This is a genomic window from Kroppenstedtia guangzhouensis, from assembly GCF_014637345.1.
Lineage (GTDB): Bacteria > Bacillota > Bacilli > Thermoactinomycetales > DSM-45169 > Kroppenstedtia > Kroppenstedtia guangzhouensis.
Genome location: NZ_BMEX01000001.1, coordinates 67,056 through 84,250, shown reverse-complemented (window position 1 = coordinate 84,250; position 17,195 = coordinate 67,056). Strand labels below are relative to the sequence as shown.

Sequence of the window (17,195 nt, the reverse complement as noted above, 5' to 3'; positions counted from 1 at the left end):
CTCAGAGGGACCTCCATTTATACCCATACCCCCAGACTGTGTCAATGAGGTCCGGCGAAGCACCTGCCTGTTTCAGTTTTTCCCTGAGATTCTTCACATGGGTGTCCACGGTTCGAACCTCCCCGGGAAAATCCCATCCCCAGATTCGTTCAACCAATTCCTCCCTGGACCAAGCACGGCCGGGAGAGCCCGCCAAGGTGGCCAAAAGATCAAATTCAGTCCGGGTCAACCTCAACTCCTTCTCCCCCGCAAAGGCCGTCCGACCGGTATGATCGATCCGGATTCCCGGCATTGGCTCCGCTCCACCCATGCCGGGGCCGGATCCCGCTCTGCGAAGGAGCGACTTGACCCGTGCCACCAGTTCAGCGGGCTCAAAGGGTTTGGTAATGTAATCATCCGCCCCTCCCTCCAATCCCGCCACCCGATCCCGGGTGTCCGCCCGGGCGGAGAGGAGGATTACCGGGATCCGATTTTGCTCCCGGTTCAGTACATGGAGAACTTCCATGCCATCCAACCTCGGCATCATGATATCCAAAATGCACAGGTCAAAGACACGGTTTTGCAGCAGCTTCACTGCTTCTACGCCGTCGGAAGCGGGAGTCACAGAAAACTCCTCTTCCAGGATCAGCGTGAGCATGGATAACATTTCTTCCTCATCATCGACGATCAGGATGGATGGTTTCATGGTATCCCTCTTATCTTATCATCCAGTGTCATCTCTCCCAGCTCATTGTAACCGCCACTTGTGGTGTTTCTGTGAAGAACGGGATTTCCGCAGGAACAAACCATGGGCACCCACCGCCTTCTATTATAAGATGGAAAAGTAAAAAGAATTGGGAGGCTCCCCTCACCATGATCCAAGATCTCATCCAATGGCTCTCTTCATTCGGCGGCTGGGGAATACTCGCCGCGCTCCTGTTCAGCATCCTCCTCAGTATCCTGGGAGTGGTCCCCGGTGCAGTCGTTACCGGAGTTTTTGTACTTCTCTGGGGACCCCTGCCAGGCGGCACTCTTGCCTGGTTGGGGGAAGTGTTGGGCTCCGGCATCGCTTTCCTCCTCTTACGCAAAGGATACCGGGCGAGCACAGGCAAGGAATCCCCGGATTGGCGCTGGGTCCACTCCCTGAACAAATGGCCCCGAAGTCGGCAATTTTTCTCTGTGCTCACCGCCCGTCTCCTCCCCTTCATCCCCGCCGGCGCGATCAATCTACTCGGCGCTCTCACTCGCCTCCGATTCAGGGATTATCTCCTGGCCACGGCCCTTGGCAAGCTTCCCTCCACCGCCTTGGAAGTCCTCATCTCCCACGACCTGATCCACATTCGGGAGCAGGGCTTTCGGTTGGGACTGGTGTTGGTGGCACTGATCCTGATCTGGTGGGTATGGAGGAAAAAAACAAAAGGGGAGGGATAACTCATCTCAGTGGATTATCTTCGCTTGATTCCCAAGTACCCGACCCACATCCCGGATTCGGAGAAACAATCGCTTTTACAATCTTACCAGTGGAGCATCTTTCCTGAAGCGGATTCCATCGAATTGAAAATATCCCTGGAAACAACCTTCATAGACCCGGATTCCAATTTGGAAAGCATCCACTCCCGGTCTGCGCAACATCAATCAACGAAGATTGGTGGAAAAAGGCCATGGACCGAGCTTATCATAACAAATTCAGGGATCTGTCAATCTTTATGCCATTCCACATTGAATAAACTAAAGTCTCACTGGCCAGCCGGCTTGTGCTTTGTTGATGATTTCCGGCAACCCGTTACTTATTTATTCGGGAAAGTGAACATTTTTGTCCAATGAAAAACCGACAACCCAAAAGTTGCCGGTTTGAGAATGTTTCATGGCATCACCGGAGTCATCGCCGGATTGGACTCCGGCACCTCCTGATACATCCCAGCCATCGTGGTTTGGACATTCTGGGATGCAGGCTCCAACGGATAATATCCCTTTTGAACCATCCATTGCCACACATCATAAGCATGACGACTGCTCATCCGGAAGGCGTCTTCCAAAAAAGTGCGCAGATCCGGATGGGACATTTCCATGGCCGCCCAAGCATATTCTCTTCCTGCCCTTTTCAAGGTCAGCAGATAGGCTGTGGCAATCTCTCGGTCATTGAACTGGGGCACCTGGATCCGGGGCATCACCGGTTGAACGGAGGTGGGGGATTGTGTAAAGGATTGAAGCACAGGGTTTAAATCCGGTACGGGAAACTCCTTCGTGGGACCCTGGGCGTTTTTCAGATATTCCGTCTTGATGTTGTAATCCCGGATATGGTATGGGAAGTGCCGTTCAATCATTTCCCGCAGCTCCGGATCCTGGGCCTGGGCAAGAAAGCAACCCATGTTTGTGATGGAATTGACACAGCTCATCGTCAGTTCATGCAGATCGTGTATTTCATGTCCTGCCAGTTGCATCAAAGGCTCCTCCTATATGGTTGATAGGTGTAGCTTGTGCTGAAGAGAGATTCTCATTCACTTCTGGTTTTCCCAAGAGGAAAAAGGAGAGGATGGAAAGTCTCCTTGACACCATTCCCTTTTGACACATATAATCGATAATGAATCTCATTATCATTAAGAAGGGCATAGTAAGCCAACGCCATATGGAGTTGATCCTTGTGTTCATCATGTTGAGAAAAATGGTAGTAACAGAGGGACACGCTGATCAGGTTGTGAAAAAATTCAGCAAGGAAGGCCCGATTGAACAACAAGAGGGCTTTATCGACCTGACGGTTATGAAGCAAAAAGCGAGACAGGGCGAGGAAGCGATTGTGGTCATGATCCGTTGGGAATCGGAAGATCATTGGAAACAGTGGGAAAAAAGTGATACTCACCTGGCCGGTCATCGGGCAAACCGTGGTCAGCCAAAGCCCGACTTCCTCATCAGCACAGAAGTCAACACATATGAGGTGCAAGCGGTTAAAAAAAGACGTTGATCCAATGCCTTTCCTGGTCTGAAGCCGAATTCGGTCAACGGATCCGGCTTTTATTCCCGGTGAACGTAAAAAACCCTTGACAAATCAAGGGTTTGAAATGGTGGAGCATAGCGGGCTCGAACCGCTGACCTCTACACTGCCAGTGTAGCGCTCTCCCAGCTGAGCTAATGCCCCATATTTATCTCAACAACACTTTTTATTATATCGAAAAAATGATGTCTGTCAAAGGGTTTTTCCAAAAAAACAGGTGGAAATTAAAGGGTGGAAAACTTCCACCCGTTTTCAATTACTCCAAGTCCCCGGTCACATAGGGGTTGGTATCCTGCTCTCTGCCAATGGTGGTGACGGGACCATGGCCGCTATAGACCACCGTCTCCTCGGGAAATTCCATCATAACCTGATGGAGAGTCCGCATCAAGGTTTTGTAATCTCCTCCTGGCAAATCCGTCCGTCCGATGGACCCGGAAAACAACACATCGCCGCTGAAGATGATACTTCCTGTATGATAACTGACACTTCCAGGAGAATGCCCAGGGGTGTGGATCACAGCAAAGGTTTCACCCAAAAACGTCAGTTTTTCTCCACCCTCCAATATCTTCTCGGCGGGGTGACAGCGTATCTCCTTCATCGGAAAAAGAGTGGACCCGTTCAGCTGTGGCTCCAAAAGCCAGTCCGCCTCCTTCCGATGAATATAGACCGGTGCACCGGTGGCAACCCGTACTTCCTCCACGCCTCCGATATGATCAAAATGGGCATGGGTTAAAAGGATCGCCTCGATGTTCAGATCCAGGTCCCGGATCCGTCGCACCACTTCTTCCGGTCCTGTTCCGGGATCGATCACCAGACCGGACCCTCCCTTTTCTTTATAAACCATGTAACAGTTGGTCATGACCGGTCCCAGAACAAAACTTTCCACCTGCATGGTCTTCACCTTCCTTGCCGGGTCTTTTTTTCTGTGGAACCAAAGAGAACAGACAAAATGCCGGATCATACATGCTTTCTCCTTCCCCCGGTAACAATATGGTTAACCACCAACCGTGGAAAGGGAGATAGCCATGATAAGAATCCTGACCTTGGTTTTGGCCTTTGGACTTTTGATGGGCTGTCAACCGGCGAACCCCCCTCCTGCCAACGAATCGGCACCGGCACCGGGGATGCCCCAGACAGAACGGGTGAAGCAGACAGTTCCGGAACCCCGGCACAACCGCAGTAATCAGGCCGTCGCCCGCCGCTTGGTGGAGATCGCCAACGGAATGCCCCAGGTGGAAGGAGCGACCGCCTTGGTTGTCGGCCGATACACCATCGTGGGTCTCGATCTGGATCCCACATTGGACCGGGGACGATCCGCGACAGTGAAGTACTCTGTTGCCGAAGCCCTTGAAGAAGATCCCCAAGGGGCCAATGCCCTGGTGACAGCGGATCCGGATCTGGTGCAACGCATCCGCGAACTGTCCGATGATATCAATAAGGGGCGTCCCATCTCCGGACTGGCTGATGAATTGGCCGAAATCGCCGGACGGATCTCTCCCCAACCATCCAAAAAAACTCGGAAACAGGAAGAAACCCCGTCCCGGACAGATCAGGAGGAACAAAACCAGACCCGGAATCCAAAACCCGCTAGACAGCGGAATCCCTGAATCCCGACCGACGGCTTTCCGCCGTCGGTTTTGCGTTGAACACCGAGGCAAAGAGGGTCGGTCTTTTCTGCCTCTTCAACGAATACCGGTCGGGAAAAGATGGCGAATCGACGTTTTTTGCAAGAGATCGGAGACGACCGCCATCTCGGCCAAAACCGAATCAAAGTTTACTGATGGACACTACATTTTTTTTAATGCCTCTGTCACCTGCCGGTCCAATTTGTCGGCCGTTTCTTTATCGTAGGTTTTTATGTAACGGGGTTCCTCCACGATTTTACCCCCGAAAAACATCACATCCTGGACCGCCTCCACCTCGAGCTCGATTCCGGCCAGCTTGATATTTACACCTTCCAGCGGCTCATGGGTGACCTGAGCTTTTCCCGTGATCGAGTAGGTTGAATCAGGACCGATCATCGTCACAGACACTTCGGGTTTTGCCTTGATATTGGCAATCATCCGCGAGCGGTGACCCACCGCGATGTGAATATGTTTCCCATCTGGGGCATAAACCCAAGAAACCGCATTTACGACGGGGGTTCCCGTCTGTTCATCCACTGTGGACAACAGTACGTACTGTTCCCCGTTCATTCTTTTTACCAGTTTTCCCATAAGTTCTGCAGAAATATCTTTAGCCATTTTACTCCTCCTCCCGGCTTAAGCCTATTGGACAGTCGCTCATGTCAGTCTCCGTCGAGGTATAGTATACTATGAGTAAGGAAATGGGGGAGATTGCATGGAAATTCACAGAGCCTCCGACCGGGAAGGAGTTCACAAACCGCAGTCACTGGATGATTTGGTGAGGGAAACGGAGCGGATGAATCGACGACTGGGGATGTTATCCCGATGGGTGGAGCAGATGCGCATGCGGGATGTACTGCAAAACTACGGCAAGCCATCCCGGGTGATCTGAATCAATTTTTTGGCAGGTCTGGCCCGAGGACTGGGGCTCACCCTTGGAACAGCCATTGTGTTGAGCCTGTTGAGCATTTTGTTGTCCAAATTGGCAGACTTCCCCTTTTTGACAGATACGATCCGGAGCTTGAAAAGTATTATCGACCATTCCTCTTCCTGAGCGGGGAAACAGAAAGGAACGAGATGTTCGTCATGAAAATAGTGTGTGTGCTGTGTGACCGCCCTTTTACGGCGGATACTTCACAGGAAAAGAAACTGAGGAAACATCCTTATCGGATCTTTCTGTGTCCGGATTGTCATCAGCGCATTGCTCACCGGACTCTTGCCCGTCAGGAACATGGGGAGAAAAGGGTTCACTCTCCTTTGGATTGCCCCCCGGGTGGATGAAAGACTCCCCCATATCTCGGTTCCGCCTCAATACTGGCGAGAAGCTGTTCCACCTGAAGGCGGTCAAATAAAAGGTGATGTTCCTCCCCATCCTGGCGATATCTCACTTGGTATCCGTCCTTGTCCCGTTCCACACGGATCTGTTCCACCCCGTGGTCCTCAGTCAGAATCTGATGAAAAAAGCGGGCAGTGTCTTCCGCCGCCTGATCCCGGGGCCTGGCCTCCCAAACCACCTGGATCTGCAGCCAGTTCAACAGCGCTTCTGTCAGATTCAAAGGCTTTCTTCTCCTTCCCCCATGGACTCCCATTTCTTCCAGCCGGTTATCGATCGGCTTCTTTTTTTCGGTTCCCCATCCACACTCGAATTCGGGCCAAGGCGATCATCACCAAGGTGATCCCCAGGATCTGCACGATCGGAAACCGAAGAATGAACATGATCCAGAGCATGACACAGCCCAGAGCCAACACCAGGTAAACGAGCAAGGTTTTGAGAATCGGCAGCTTTCTGGCAAAGGCCACTTTGTATACGATTGCTGTCATGATCAAGATAAGCAGATAGGAGATCAGGGGTTGGCTTCGCAACCATGTCAAGGCTTCTTCCAATCCGCCTTCCCTCCTTTCTCAGGATATTTTTTCCTGCTGCAATTGATGAAGAAAGCGGATCTCTTCGGCGTATTCTTCTTCTTTTTCCACCGGGGTTTCCAATACCACCGGGAGCCCCTGGAAGTGTTCGCTGCGAAGAAACCGGGCCAGCCCTTCGGAGCCGATCTCTCCTTTTCCAATCTTGGCATGACGGTCTTTGCGGGAGTTATAGGGAGCCTTGCTATCGTTAAAATGGATGGCCACCAGATCCTCAAGATATCCGGTCTCCTCCATTTGGCTCACCAGCTCGTCAAAAGAATCCGGATTCCAGGCACCTGCGGCAAACCCATGACATGTATCGAAGCAAAAGCCGATCTTCTCCGGATGATCCGTCGCTTCCCGAATGCGGACCAACTCATCAATTGCCAGCCCCAGCTCACTCCCCTGACCGGCGGTGTTCTCCAGCAGGAGACGACAATCCCCTTCGTACTCGGCCAAAATCTCATTCAGGGTTTCCACCATGCGCCGGGTTCCGGCTTCCACTCCCTCGCCCACATGTTTCCCGCAATGGACGACCGCCCCCACCGCTCCGTAGGTATCTGCGATATGGAGATCTTCTTTGATCGAGCGGACCGTCACCTCGTGCAGATCCTCCTTGGGCGTGGAAAGATTGGTGATATAGGGAGTGTGAGCCACCAATGTGATCCGATGCTCCCGACAAAACCGGACTCCTTTTTCGGCGTCCGCATAATCCACTTTCTTCGGCCGCAGACCCCTTGGATTTTTGGTAAAAACCTGAAAGGCTTCCGCCCCCAGTTCATGAGCTCGTTTGCAAGCCTTGGAAAATCCCTTGGCTACGCTGATATGGCATCCCAGTTGCAATCCAATCCCTCCCCTGACAATCCGACGGTACACCACCAACAGGCCTTAAATAACCAAAGAAGCGCCACTTTTGGGCGCCTCGTCAACCTTCTTCATCATACCACTTTGTCCCTTCCCGCCGCAACAAAGCCTTACCCGGTCTTTCCCAGGAGCTCCGATAACAGGCTCACTTTATCGGTGATGATTCCATTTACACCCAATCGGATCAATCGGCGCATCTCCCGGGCCTGATTGACTGTGAAAGGGCGGAGGTTCAACCCTCGTTCCCTGCACGACCGGATCACCTCTTCTGTAACCGTGGGCCAGTAGGGGTGAAGAGAATCGGCGCCCACCCGGTCGGCGTAATGCCACGGTTCAATAAGGCGAGCCATATAGAGAAGGGCCGTATCAACTTCCGGTTGCTTTTCCTTGAGCCGCCGCAGGCTGTAATGATTAAAAGAGGAGAAAATGACCTTCCGGGTCAAGCCAAACCGGGCAGTCAGTTCCAGAACTTTCTCCTCCAAGGCGGGATCGGGAAACTTATTGTTTTTAAGTTCAATATTCAACCACAGATTCTTTTGAACAGCCAGCTCCAGCACCTCATGAAGCAGGGGAATCTTCTCCCCTGCAAACTCCCTGCCGAAGCGGCTGCCGGCATCCAAACGGCGAAGCTCCTCCAGAGTGAGTTCCCTCACCTTTCCCTTTCCGTCGGTGGTTCGGCTCACTGTTTCATCGTGGATGACCACAACTTCCCTGTCCTTTGAAAGATGTACATCCAATTCCAGGCCGTCAGCCCCGGCCTCCGCCGCCAATCGAAAGGCAGCCATCGTGTTTTCCGGGGCTGCGGCTGAAAATCCGCGATGGGCAAAAATACGTATCGGCTCCATGTCCATTCCTTTCTGCAGAATGCGGGTATGATTTGCTGATGCAAACAGAAGGAGATCCATCCAGGCTAAGAGAGAATCCGACTCCGGCCCCCCTTCTCCTTTTCCTTCAACCCTCCACCCGATTGGTGAGGGTACCGATTCCCTCGATCTCCACCTGAACTTCATCTCCGGGACAAAGTGGCGACACCCCGCTCGGAGTTCCGGTCAGGATCACATCCCCCGGCTCCAGGGGAAACACTGCGGAGATCGCTTCCACCAATATGGGGACGGAGAAAATCATATCTTTTGTACAGCCATCCTGACGGATTTCCCCGTTCACCGTCAAACGAATGGCGAGGTTGGAAGGGTTGAGATCCGTTTCAATCCAGGGTCCCAGAGGTTTAAAGGTGTCGAAGGATTTGGCCCGGGTATATTGACCGTCTCTCTTCTGAAGGATGCGGTTGGAAACATCGTTTCCACAAGTATAACCGAAGATATATTCCATCGCGCGATCACGGGGAATCTCCTTGCCTCTTTTACCGATCACGACCGCCAGCTCCGCTTCATGGTCGATCCGGTCCTCCAGATTGGGCAGCCGGATGACCTCTCCCGGTCCGATCACAGCTGTCGGCGATGCGAGAAACATCAGTGGCTCTTCGGGAACAGGTTGCCCCCCCTCAGCAGCATGGGCCGCGTAGTTACGGCCGATCAGAATTAACTTGTTGGGATCAAGCGGACTCAACAACCGGACTTCATCACGGGGAATCTCTTCCCTGCAAATTGTGAAGGAGTCAAACAAATTCCCTTTCAGGGGTTGGATTCGGTCACCCTTCAATACTCCGTAACCGATTTCCCCTGCTTTTTCGTAACGAAGGATTTTCAAAACCTTTCCCTCCTTTTGGATAACAGAAAGAGAGACGTCCATGCCGATTGGCGGGACGCCCCTGAAAAGAGAGGAAACATTTTACTTGCCCGCAAAGCGCATCGCCAACTGGGCGAGGGTTCGGACGGCCACTCCGGTGGATCCTTTGGGATGGATGCCACTTTCTTTTTTCGATTCCGCCGTCCCGGCGATATCGAGATGGACCCACGGGGTCTCCCCGGCGAAATGTTTCAGGAACATCCCGCCTTGGATGGAACCGGCAGGAGCCCCTCCTTCATTTTTCAGGTCGGCCACTTCACTTTTCAGGTATTCCCCGTATTCTTCAAACATGGGGAGTTCCCACATCTTTTCCCCGGCCAAGCGGGCTGCGGCTTTCACCTCTTCCGCCCAATTCTCCTCATTGGTCATCAAACCGGTGGCAGTGTATCCCAGAGCCACGATCACCGCGCCGGTCAAAGTGGCCACATCGACCAGGGAAGTGGCCCCCAGACGGCGGGCATATGCCAGTCCGTCGGCCAGAATCAGACGGCCTTCCGCGTCGGTGTGCTGGATTTCAATCGTCTTCCCACTGAAGGAAGAGATGACATCCCCCGGCCGGTACCCGCTGCCGTTGATCATATTTTCACAGGTGGGAATCACGGCGGTCACGTTGCAGTGAGGCTTCAGGGCTCCAACAGCCTGCATCGCTCCCAGCACGGCGGCAGCACCGGCCATATCCCCATTCATCTCCTCCATACCCCGTCCCGGCTTGACTTGGATCCCGCCGGAATCAAAAGTGACTCCTTTGCCCACCCAGCCAAGAATCTCCTTGGATTCCGGGGCTCCCCGGTAGTGGAGAACAATCATGCGCGGCATCTCTGTGCTGGCTCGGGAAACTGCGAGGAGCGCATCCATGCCCAGTTCATTCAGTTTTTGTTCATCCAATATCTCAGCCTCAATCCCATATCGATCCGCTATTTCCAAGGCCCGTTCCGCCAGGATGGAGGGGGTCAGTTTGTTGGCCGGTTCATGGGTGAGATCCCGGGCGGTGTTGGTGGCGGCTGCAAAGACACGTCCCCGTTCAATACCGGCTTCAAAAGCGGAATCGGTCACCCCCGGCATCGACAACCAGACAGTTTCGATGGATCCCTCCTCTTGTCGCTCCTGTTTATATCCCCGATAGCGATAAACCCCCAACTCAAACCCTTCCACCACCGCCTGCACCAAATCAGCCGGGTTCCATCGGTGGTTCAGAGTCTGGGAACAGGCGACCGTCAGTTGTTTGACTCCGGCGGCCCGCGCTTTGCGGGCGGCGATGGCCATCCCGTTCTTCACTTTGTCCAAATCCACTTCACCACTCTTGCCCAGTCCCAATACTAGGAGCCTTTTAGCGGGAATCTTTCCCCAATTGTGAATCAGTGTCACTTCCCCGTGTTTTCCCGTGATCTCCCCCTCTGTCACCAGCCTGGAAATCCGGTGATCCAACGCTTCATCCACCTCTTGGGTGCAACCTTTCAAGGCCTCTTCCCCCTGGGTATGAACCACCAACAAACAGTCCGTCGCCAACGAAGTCAACGCTTCCTTGGTCACTTTCCACTCCATAAAAATCCCTCCCGCATCTTTGTTTATTCCGCGGATTCATGCATAAATAAAAAAGTGCATCTCCCAAATGAAGATACACTTTTTTCATTCGACAACGATTGGTGAGGTTCCTCTTTATTAAATTGTTTTATTTTTTACAATGCCTCCAACATTATCATCTCCCGGCGAAGTTCCCGCAGACGGGATTTGCATTGATCCACCAGGTGGGGATTATTTTCGACCATCGCCTCATGCAACAGGGCCAGCTCGTAATCCAACTCGAGACGGAGGACAGGGATCCGCTTTTCCGGCTCCCGACAACGATAGGCCTTGATCACATCTTCCACGGTCACGCTGCACCCCTTTATAGGTTGGTATTTGTTTGAATTTCCCACCACCCGGGCTGATGGGAGCTTCACCGATGTCCAACATTTGGCATCCGCTGACTCTGGCTACAGGATGCCCGCTTCCATCTGTTAATAAACCCATTTCCTTGATCGAATATTTTTTCTAATCAATTTACGTTACCGAACTGATTTGGGTCACGGTATTTGCACACCAAGGGCCGTTTGGTTTCTGGTTCATTGTGTTAATATAGAATGGACGAAGGGTGGCGAAAGGATGGATTCAGGATGCAGGGATTTGAGGACAGAGATTTTGACGTATTCACCATCAAGGGATTGAAACCCCGGATGGAAGGATTGAAAGAGAGGATCCGCCCTAAATTGAAAGGAATCGGGGAAACTATCGCTCCCTATCTCTCCCGCCTGACCGGGGATGAGATGTACATCCATGTAGCCAAACATGCCCGGCGGACAGTAAATCCTCCCGATGAGACCTGGGTGGCCTGGTCCCCTCAAAAAAGGGGGTATAAATCCCAACCCCACTTTCAGGTGGGAATCCGGGAAACCGGACTCTTTGCCATGTTTGCCTTGATCTATGAATATCCCGACAAACCGGGATTTGCCCAAAACCTTTTGGAACAGCTGGATGAAATTCTTCCCGGACTCCCTTCCGATTTTGTCCTTTCCCAGGATCACACCCGCCCCGAAGTTCACCCCCTGAGTGAACTGGGTAGGGAAGGGGTGGAAGCGACTCTGGAGCGACTCCGGAACGTGAAAAAGGCCGAATTTCTTTGTGGCCGGGTGTTAAGCCGGGAGGATCCCAAGGTACATGACAGTACCCAGCTGAAAGAGGTGATCCGGGAAACATTTTCTTCACTGGAACATCTGTACCGCCTCGCCCGGCTCTCCCTTTGAACAAGCCAGATCCGTCTCCTTCCCCTTCCGGGAAGGCTTTTTTGTTTCCCCTTTCTAAATCCCGGTCCGATCTGCTATACTGTGCCTCATGGAATTTTGTTCAGAAAGGTAGAACCGCCGTGTCCAAACAAGCACATACTCCCTTATTCACCTGTCTCAAAAAACACGCCATGAAAAATCCCCTTCCGTTTCATATTCCCGGACATAAAAAAGGGAAGGGAATGGACCCTGAATTTCGCCAGTTCATGGGGGATCAAGCCTTATCCATCGATTTGATCAACATTCAACCTTTGGATGATCTGCACCATCCCCACGGTGTCATCCAGGAAGCTCAGTATCTGGCAGCGGAAGCCTTCGGTGCCGATCACACCTTCTTCTCCGTGCAGGGGACCAGCGGGGCCATCATGGCGATGGTGATGTCCGTCTGCAGTCCTGGAGATAAGATCATTGTTCCCCGGAATGTTCATAAATCCGTTCTCTCCGCCTTGATCTTGGCGGGAGGTCACCCGGTCTTTGTCCATCCGGTCATGGACGAAGAGCTGGGAATCGCCCACGGGGTCACCCGGCAAGGGGTGGAAAAGGCGCTCAATCTTCATCCCGATACCAAGGCGGTCTTGTTGATCAACCCCACATACTTCGGGGTCGCCTGCCATCTGGAAGAAATCGTGGACTTGGCCCACTCCTGGGGAATTCCAGTTCTGGTGGATGAAGCCCACGGAGTGCATACCCACTTCCATGAGAATTTGCCACTGTCCGCCATGCAGGCCGGGGCTGACATGGCCGCCACCAGTGTACACAAGCTCGGAGGATCCCTCACTCAAAGTTCGGTGTTGAATCTCCGGGAAGGCCTCATCTCCCCCCGCCGGGTGCAAACAATAATCAGCATGTTGACCACGACTTCCACTTCCTACCTTCTTCTCGCTTCCCTGGACACAGCCCGGCGTTACCTGGCCACCCAAGGCAAAGAGCGGATCGGGAAGGCACTTCAGCTGGCGGACCTTGCCAGAAGGAGAATCAATGAGATCCCCGGTCTCCGTTGTGTCGGCCGGGAGATCCTTGGCGGGGAAGCCACCCATGCCATGGATGAAACCAAGTTGATCATCCATTTGCACAGTCTGGGCATCACCGGCTACGATGCGGAAACTTGGCTTCGGGAACAGTGGAATATCGAGGTGGAATTATCCGATCTGTACAACATTCTGTGTCTGATAACTCCCGGAGATTCTGCTGAATCCATCGATACTTTGGTGCAAGCACTGGAGGGGTTGTCCCGGGAATTTTGCACAGGAGGGCAAAGGAAGGTCGAACCGGTCCGGATTCCGGAACTTCCCGTGCTCGCCGTCTCTCCCCGGGATGCCTTCTATGGGGATACCGTACCAGTCCCCTTTTTGGAATCGGCCGGCCGGATCATCGCAGAGTTTATCATGATCTATCCCCCGGGGATTCCCGTCTTGCTTCCCGGAGAACGGATCACAGAAGAAAACCTCCAGTATATCATCGAGCACCGGAATGCCGGCCTTCCCGTACAGGGGCCGGAAGATCCGGAAATCCGTATGATCCGGGTATTGAGAGAGTTTTGAAAAAGATGAGCGGGCGGGATGCTCCTTCTCCTTTCGAGGAAGGAATCCCCGACCCGCTCTTTTTATCGTGAGGTCAACTGAGGCACTTCGGCGATACTGTCAAGGATGCGATCCGGCCGCCAGGGACTTCTCTCCGCCTCCCTGCGGGTGCTGATCCCCGTCAAGACCAGCGCCGATCTCAGTCCGTTCTCCCGGGCCATTCGGATATCCGTTTCCAACCGGTCCCCCACCATCCAACAGAGAGCCGGTTTCAAACCCAGATGGCAAAGGGCGGCTTGGGCCATCAGCGAAGAGGGTTTACCGACCACCCGCCCCACCCGTTGACCGGTCACAGCTTCCACCGCACCGATCAAAGCGGCGGTATCCGGCAGCTCCCCTCCGGCCACGGGACAGGTTCGGTCCGGGTTGGAAGCAACGATTTCCGCCCCTCGCTTCCATGCCTGAAACACCCGGTTCAATTTGTCATAGGTGAATCCCCGATCCCAAGACAATAACACATAACGGGCCTCCGCCGGTTCCTCCGTCAACAAGACCCCGTGTTTCGACAACTCTTCCCGGATCGGCTCCTCGCCGACCACCAACACCTTCTCCCCGGAACGACAAACCCTTTGAAAGTATCGGGCGGTCACCAGAGACGAGTTAACCACCTCCTCCAACTCGACAGGAATGCCCATCCGTCGCAGTTTGCTCACATACTCCTCCCGGCGGGCAATCGGTTTGTTGGAGAGAAAAAGCACCCGATCCCCTCTCGCCCGCAGAGCCCGGATCGCCGCATCCGCCCCCGGCACGGGATGTTCCCCGAGATAAACCGTCCCATCCAAATCAAAAATATATCCCCCCGGTTTCATCCTCTCCTCTCCCTTCACCTCAGTAGAGTTGGTCCCGCGTCACCTTCCCGGCCAAGTTTTGCAGGAGAATGACCAAGACGATGATCACGATGGACATGGCGGATGCAGTGTAAAACTCCCCGCGAAGCAGGTTCTGAAAAACAGCCAAACTCATCGGCGCCCAGTCCGTCGGTGCCATCAGAATAGAGATGCTGGTTTCCTTGATCACCGTCACAAAAACGAGGATCCCGCCGGCAATAATTCCCGGCAACATCAACGGCCCGACCACAGTCGCCATGGTCATGAAGGGAGAGGCTCCGAGACTTACCGATGCCTCCTCCACATCGCGCCGGATCGCCATCATTGTCCCCATTGTGGAGCGAATCATATAAGGCATCCGACGGATCGTGTAGGCAATCACCAAGAGAAGTGCCGTCCCGGTCAATTGCAACGGTGGAGTGTTGAAGGTTTGGATCAGGGCAATCCCCAATGCAATTCCCGGTACAACCAATGGAATCGACGATAGCCAATCCAGGGAAACCGACCCTCTCCGCACCACAAACCAAGAGACAAATACAGCGATCACCACACTGAGCAGCAAAGCCCCCATCGCCAGGATCAGACTGTTGAGAATGTTGCCGGAAGAGTTGCTGAAGATGGTGGCGTAGTGTTTCAATGTATATCCGTCAGGAAGTGCATCGTGCCCCCAAGTGGTGGCGATGGAAGAAAGGAAGATGGACCCGACCGCCAGCAGGGGAACCAGGAGAACGAGCAGAGTATACAAGGAGAGAAATCGATTCAAGCCTTTCCCTTTCATCCCCCCGGATCCCATCGGCTTTCCCGATATGGTGCCGTACTCCTTCCCACGGATCACCCACCGTTGCAACCAGAAGAAAAGTGCAGCCACTCCCACCATCACCACTGTCAAGATGGCAGACCCCGTCCAATTGAAAAAACCAGCAATCTCCCGGTAAGCTTCCACTACAATCAAATTCAGATTCTTGGGAGCCAGGATAATCGGGGTTCCAAAATCGGAGAAACTGATGGTGAATACCAACAGCATACTGGATAAAATCCCCGGACCCGCCAACGGAAGAGTTACTCCCAGGAAGGTGATCCCCCCTTTCGCCCCCAAGTTGCGGGAAGCTTCTTCCAGTGCGGAGTCACTGGCACGGAACGCCGCCACCATCGGCCACAGGGCATAGGGGAAGAAGAAGAAGACCTGGACCAAGATAATCCCCAGCATCGACTGGACTTCAAACAGGACTCCCTCCCCGCTCAGGGCTCGCCACAGGTGATTCACCCACCCCGTCTGTCCAAACATCAGCATAAATGCATAGGAGGAGATAAAGGTCGGCATCACCAAAGGAACCGTGGCCAGCGCGGCAAATGTTTTTTTAAAGGGCATATCGGTCCGGGCGAAAGCATAGGCCATCGGCAGACACAACAACGTCACACATAGGGAGACCCCTGTGGCCAGTTTGAGACTATTCATGAGTGCTGACAGATACCGCGAATCTCGCCAAAGATTCTGATAACCCACCAGAGAAAACTCAGAAATCTTCTCCAGTGTCGCCGAGCGGATCAGGGGGTCCACCAGACTTCCCGGGAGATTGATCGGCTCCCCGACAAAACTGACCAACAGAATGGATACCAAGGGGAGGATCAGGAAAATCATAAAAAACAGGAGGATCATAATTTTTAATATCCCCAGCCCACCGCTCCATGTTTTATTCTTCTCTCTGACTTTTCCCTCCCTCACAAAACCACCACCTGCTCCGGCTCCAAGGTGACCCATACGGGGTCTCCCTCACCCAGAAGCGTTTTCTCATCGGTATACACCACATCCACCTGAAAGAAAGTTCCTTTTGTCTCCATCTCATAGCGAACTTTGGAGCCGAGATATGTCGACCGAATCACGCGGGCTTCCAAACAGTTTTTGGACTCCGGCGGTGAGAGCTCCCCCTCCCGTGGAAAAACAGAGAAACTTTCCGGCCGGATCAACACCTCTGCGGTTCCCCCATCGGGAGTGAAGGCACTTACCAGATCCAGCCCGGAACCGATGGAAAGAAGCCGGTTTCCACTTTGTTCCTCAACCTTCACCCGGGCCTGAAACAGGTTGGAAGAACCGACAAAGTCAGCCACATAAGTAGTAGCCGGCCGACTATAGAGGCGGGAAGGTGTATCTGTCTGCACCACCCTCCCCTCCTTCATGACTGCAATCCGATCCGCCATGCTCATCGCTTCCTCTTGATCATGGGTGACAAAAATCGTTGTTATCCCCAATTTTCTCTGTAGATCGCAGATCAGTTTTCGCATGCTCCCTCTCAGCTTCTTATCCAGATTGGACAAAGGCTCATCCATCAGCAACAGAGAAGGTTCCATAATGATGGCCCGGGCCAATGCCACCCGCTGTTGCTGTCCTCCGGACAATTGGTTCGGCAGACGGTCTTTCAGGTGATTCAATTCCACCAGTTCCAAGGTCTCCTCCACTTTTTCTCTGATCTTCGGCGGTGTCCGGGTCCACCTGCGACTGATCATCCCTGCCAAAACTCCCAGCTTCGTCACGGGTCCTTCCCTGTAAAATCGCCGCAGGTTCAGGGGATAGGCCACATTTTCAAACACGGTCAGATGGGGAAACAACGCATAACTCTGAAAAACCATTCCACAGTTTCGCCGGTGAGCCGGGATCCCCCGGATATCTTTCCCGCCGATCCGAATAATGCCGGAAGTGGGTTCCTCAAACCCGGCAATACAACGCATGGTCGTTGTTTTTCCACATCCGGAGGGACCCAGGAGGGCGAACAGCTCACCTTCCCGGATCTCCAGATTGACGTCCTCCAGGGCATTGACCCCGGCATAACTTTTGCTTAGTTTTTGAATGGAAACAAACTCCATGGGGC

The 17,195-nt window shown here is 53.3% G+C and carries 22 protein-coding genes and 1 tRNA gene; 8 read left to right on the top strand and 15 right to left on the bottom strand.

Going from position 1 to position 17,195, the window contains the following annotated elements; all coding sequences use genetic code 11:
* Nucleotide 1: 1 nt before the first annotated feature.
* Nucleotides 2–685: a response regulator transcription factor gene (locus tag IEV46_RS00605; RefSeq protein WP_009709130.1), complete on the bottom strand. Its 684-nt coding sequence runs from the start codon at nt 683–685 to the stop codon at nt 2–4.
* Between the two features lie 167 nt (nt 686–852).
* On the opposite strand from IEV46_RS00605, the gene IEV46_RS00600 reads away from it, so the two are divergent.
* Nucleotides 853–1,410, top strand: coding sequence for a TVP38/TMEM64 family protein (locus IEV46_RS00600; protein ID WP_188428733.1), 558 nt, complete (start codon nt 853–855; stop codon nt 1,408–1,410).
* 431 nt (nt 1,411–1,841) lie between these two features.
* On the opposite strand, the gene IEV46_RS00595 is transcribed toward IEV46_RS00600, so the two are convergent.
* The gene (locus IEV46_RS00595) at nt 1,842–2,420 is read right to left on the bottom strand and encodes a spore coat protein (protein ID WP_188428731.1); all 579 of its coding nucleotides are present in this window, start codon (nt 2,418–2,420) and stop codon (nt 1,842–1,844) included.
* A 200-nt stretch (nt 2,421–2,620) separates the two neighbouring features.
* On the opposite strand from IEV46_RS00595, the gene IEV46_RS00590 reads away from it, so the two are divergent.
* Nucleotides 2,621–2,938: an antibiotic biosynthesis monooxygenase gene (locus tag IEV46_RS00590; RefSeq protein WP_229735794.1), complete on the top strand. Its 318-nt coding sequence runs from the start codon at nt 2,621–2,623 to the stop codon at nt 2,936–2,938.
* 98 nt (nt 2,939–3,036) lie between these two features.
* Here IEV46_RS00590 and IEV46_RS00585 read toward each other — a convergent pair.
* Together IEV46_RS00585 and IEV46_RS00580 are read right to left on the bottom strand one after the other, a co-directional pair.
* Nucleotides 3,037–3,112: transfer RNA gene (locus tag IEV46_RS00585), tRNA-Ala, on the bottom strand.
* 112 nt (nt 3,113–3,224) lie between these two features.
* A complete protein-coding gene (locus IEV46_RS00580) occupies nt 3,225–3,929 on the bottom strand; it encodes an MBL fold metallo-hydrolase (RefSeq protein ID WP_229735793.1) in 705 nt (234 codons plus the stop codon).
* A 64-nt stretch (nt 3,930–3,993) separates the two neighbouring features.
* On the opposite strand from IEV46_RS00580, the gene IEV46_RS00575 reads away from it, so the two are divergent.
* Entirely contained in the window at nt 3,994–4,575 is a 582-nt protein-coding gene (locus tag IEV46_RS00575) for a YhcN/YlaJ family sporulation lipoprotein (protein WP_188428729.1), read from the top strand.
* 180 nt (nt 4,576–4,755) lie between these two features.
* On the opposite strand, the gene IEV46_RS00570 is transcribed toward IEV46_RS00575, so the two are convergent.
* On the bottom strand, nt 4,756–5,211 hold the full coding sequence (locus IEV46_RS00570; RefSeq protein WP_188428727.1) for a nitroreductase/quinone reductase family protein: 456 nt from the start codon (nt 5,209–5,211) through the stop codon (nt 4,756–4,758).
* A 97-nt stretch (nt 5,212–5,308) separates the two neighbouring features.
* On the opposite strand from IEV46_RS00570, the gene IEV46_RS00565 reads away from it, so the two are divergent.
* Genes IEV46_RS00565 through IEV46_RS18530 form a run of 3 tightly spaced genes read left to right on the top strand, consistent with a single transcriptional unit; the run spans nt 5,309 to nt 5,874 of the window.
* Nucleotides 5,309–5,485 (top strand): hypothetical protein, encoded by a 177-nt coding sequence (locus IEV46_RS00565; RefSeq protein ID WP_188428725.1) that lies wholly within the window; start codon nt 5,309–5,311, stop codon nt 5,483–5,485.
* A 9-nt stretch (nt 5,486–5,494) separates the two neighbouring features.
* Nucleotides 5,495–5,647 (top strand): DUF5665 domain-containing protein, encoded by a 153-nt coding sequence (locus tag IEV46_RS18535; RefSeq protein ID WP_373284527.1) that lies wholly within the window; start codon nt 5,495–5,497, stop codon nt 5,645–5,647.
* Nucleotides 5,648–5,670: 23 nt separating this feature from the next.
* Nucleotides 5,671–5,874 (top strand): DUF2197 domain-containing protein, encoded by a 204-nt coding sequence (locus tag IEV46_RS18530; protein ID WP_373284526.1) that lies wholly within the window; start codon nt 5,671–5,673, stop codon nt 5,872–5,874.
* On the opposite strand, the gene IEV46_RS00555 is transcribed toward IEV46_RS18530, so the two are convergent.
* From IEV46_RS00555 to IEV46_RS00525, 7 genes are all read right to left on the bottom strand, one after another.
* Nucleotides 5,841–6,149: a hypothetical protein gene (locus tag IEV46_RS00555; RefSeq protein ID WP_188428721.1), complete on the bottom strand. Its 309-nt coding sequence runs from the start codon at nt 6,147–6,149 to the stop codon at nt 5,841–5,843. The two genes, IEV46_RS18530 and IEV46_RS00555, sit on opposite strands and share 34 nt — an antisense overlap.
* Before the next feature lie 46 nt (nt 6,150–6,195).
* Nucleotides 6,196–6,477, bottom strand: a complete 282-nt coding sequence (locus IEV46_RS00550) for a YlaH-like family protein (RefSeq protein ID WP_188428719.1) — start codon at nt 6,475–6,477, stop codon at nt 6,196–6,198.
* Nucleotides 6,478–6,495: 18 nt separating this feature from the next.
* A complete protein-coding gene (locus IEV46_RS00545) occupies nt 6,496–7,338 on the bottom strand; it encodes a deoxyribonuclease IV (protein WP_188428717.1) in 843 nt (280 codons plus the stop codon).
* 131 nt (nt 7,339–7,469) lie between these two features.
* The gene (locus tag IEV46_RS00540; RefSeq protein WP_188428715.1) at nt 7,470–8,204 is read right to left on the bottom strand and encodes a glycerophosphodiester phosphodiesterase; all 735 of its coding nucleotides are present in this window, start codon (nt 8,202–8,204) and stop codon (nt 7,470–7,472) included.
* 106 nt (nt 8,205–8,310) lie between these two features.
* Nucleotides 8,311–9,066 carry a fumarylacetoacetate hydrolase family protein gene (locus IEV46_RS00535; protein WP_188428713.1) on the bottom strand — a complete coding sequence of 252 codons (756 nt, stop codon included), beginning with the start codon at nt 9,064–9,066 and terminating at the stop codon, nt 8,311–8,313.
* A gap of 81 nt (nt 9,067–9,147) precedes the next feature.
* On the bottom strand, nt 9,148–10,647 hold the full coding sequence (locus IEV46_RS00530; RefSeq protein WP_188428711.1) for a leucyl aminopeptidase: 1,500 nt from the start codon (nt 10,645–10,647) through the stop codon (nt 9,148–9,150).
* Nucleotides 10,648–10,781: 134 nt separating this feature from the next.
* On the bottom strand, nt 10,782–10,979 hold the full coding sequence (locus IEV46_RS00525; RefSeq protein ID WP_229735787.1) for a YkzI domain-containing protein: 198 nt from the start codon (nt 10,977–10,979) through the stop codon (nt 10,782–10,784).
* A 279-nt stretch (nt 10,980–11,258) separates the two neighbouring features.
* On the opposite strand from IEV46_RS00525, the gene IEV46_RS00520 reads away from it, so the two are divergent.
* Nucleotides 11,259–11,885 carry a YktB family protein gene (locus IEV46_RS00520; protein WP_188428709.1) on the top strand — a complete coding sequence of 209 codons (627 nt, stop codon included), beginning with the start codon at nt 11,259–11,261 and terminating at the stop codon, nt 11,883–11,885.
* A gap of 119 nt (nt 11,886–12,004) precedes the next feature.
* Nucleotides 12,005–13,465 (top strand): aminotransferase class I/II-fold pyridoxal phosphate-dependent enzyme, encoded by a 1,461-nt coding sequence (locus tag IEV46_RS00515; RefSeq protein WP_188428707.1) that lies wholly within the window; start codon nt 12,005–12,007, stop codon nt 13,463–13,465.
* 62 nt (nt 13,466–13,527) lie between these two features.
* On the opposite strand, the gene IEV46_RS00510 is transcribed toward IEV46_RS00515, so the two are convergent.
* Genes IEV46_RS00510 through IEV46_RS00500 form a run of 3 tightly spaced genes read right to left on the bottom strand, consistent with a single transcriptional unit; the run spans nt 13,528 to nt 17,190 of the window.
* Complete coding sequence (locus tag IEV46_RS00510; RefSeq protein ID WP_188428705.1) at nt 13,528–14,313, bottom strand: HAD-IIA family hydrolase; 786 nt, start codon at nt 14,311–14,313, stop codon at nt 13,528–13,530.
* 19 nt (nt 14,314–14,332) lie between these two features.
* Nucleotides 14,333–16,054 carry an ABC transporter permease gene (locus IEV46_RS00505; protein WP_229735785.1) on the bottom strand — a complete coding sequence of 574 codons (1,722 nt, stop codon included), beginning with the start codon at nt 16,052–16,054 and terminating at the stop codon, nt 14,333–14,335.
* Nucleotides 16,051–17,190 carry an ABC transporter ATP-binding protein gene (locus IEV46_RS00500; protein WP_188428703.1) on the bottom strand — a complete coding sequence of 380 codons (1,140 nt, stop codon included), beginning with the start codon at nt 17,188–17,190 and terminating at the stop codon, nt 16,051–16,053. Before IEV46_RS00500 ends, IEV46_RS00505 begins: the two co-directional genes overlap by 4 nt.
* Nucleotides 17,191–17,195 lie beyond the last annotated feature (5 nt).